Raw genomic sequence first — 1,440 nt, 5'->3', positions numbered from 1 at the left:
TCTAAGACGCTTGTCAGATCGAAGCCAACTAGGTCGCCGTTCAGGGAGAAAGTGTCTTCGCGGTTTCCGCCGAAGATCCAACCATAACGGCCAGAAGGAGCCCACTCGCGTATGCGGCTTTCCAGATCACCGTCATCATCGAGGGGGGCGAAAAGGCTCGCAAATTGTGACCAATGGCGCAGCCCTTGCGGTGCTTCCGCATTTCTACGAATAGCATCTTGAAGAAACTGAGACTGTTGCGCCGTCAAAGGACGCTCGGCCCGTTCGATCAGCGCCGTTATCCATTCCGAAAGCCACTGCTGGCCCTCTGGATCAGTTTCGGACCACAGCGGGTTTAGCCCTGTTGGGCGGTTGGCTGTGATTTCGCTATACTCAGCCCCAAGCGCACGAAGAGGAACTTCAAGCCCGCGCCGATAATCGAATGCAAACACCCGTGCGTTCATGCGCTGCGCTTGTGCAATGAGGAACGCAATAAGCACGGATTTTCCGCCGCCGGACGGACCGAGGATTAGAGTGTGGCCTGCGGGGGGTTCCGCATCCACGTTGCCGCGCGACAGTTTGCGATGAAAGCTAAACTGGTACCCGCTTCCTTCGGGGGTCGGAAATACGGTGATCGGGTCTTTCCACGGAACCTCGTCTCCATTTTTTCCGAGAGGTGTCCGATGCAGTGATGCCAAACCCGCAAAGTTTCGATTTGTGATGGTGCCGATCCGGGACCGGAAAGCGGCGTTGCCAGGAAATTGTGCGAAGTAATGTGCCCGTGATGCAAAGGCTTCGGTGATGACCTTGACGCCGGCTTCCTGGGCGACCTGCTGAATATCTGCCGCTGCCTCTGCAAGCTCACGCTCATTACTGCTGTAGATCGCAGCTGTCATGTGATGCCCACCAAACACCAGTTTGCCTGTCACCAGCCCATCAGCCGCAGAGGCCAGTAGTTCGCGATCCGACACCCCTGCATCATTCATCGACGCCATCATCTTTTGAGCGCGACGAATACGCTCTTCCATTACATCGTTTGGAATAGGCGTGAAGCTGTGGGTGATGACCATGTCATGGGGCAGGTTCAGGCTGTCGAACATGCCGTGTTCGGTTTGATTAGGATAATTTTTGATCGTGAAGATCAGACCGCTCTTGCGACCGGTATTTCCGCCCGACAAGGTGATCCGGTTGCTCGCGAATGTCGGGCGAAAGTTGGCTACGCTCCGGGCAAGAATACCAATCTCCGAAAGAGGATAGGTCGGAACCTCCGTGCCAGAGCCGATAGCTTCGAGGAAGCCTAGCAGCTCGCCGGAGGATGCGGTCAACGCACGACCGGACATGCCTTCTGTAGCAGACAGGAGGATCGAGACGACTTCACGCAGGCTGGCAAGCCGCCGCTCGCGAAGTTGCTTCTGATCCTCAACCTTGTCTTTGGCAAATCGCGCCCGCACTTTCTCAAAG

General features: G+C 56.2%; 1 protein-coding gene. It reads right to left on the bottom strand.

The window, feature by feature from the left end; genetic code table 11:
* Positions 1-1,319, bottom strand: a 1,319-nt coding sequence (locus tag ACFQDM_RS15800) for a VirB4 family type IV secretion system protein (RefSeq protein WP_377380673.1), incomplete at its 3' end; no start/stop codon positions are given.
* Between the last annotated feature and the right edge of the window lie 121 nt (positions 1,320-1,440).

The organism is Ponticaulis profundi, from assembly GCF_042659465.1.
Taxonomy (GTDB): Bacteria; Pseudomonadota; Alphaproteobacteria; order Caulobacterales; family Hyphomonadaceae; genus Ponticaulis; species Ponticaulis profundi.
This window is presented reverse-complemented; position numbering and strand designations above follow the sequence as displayed.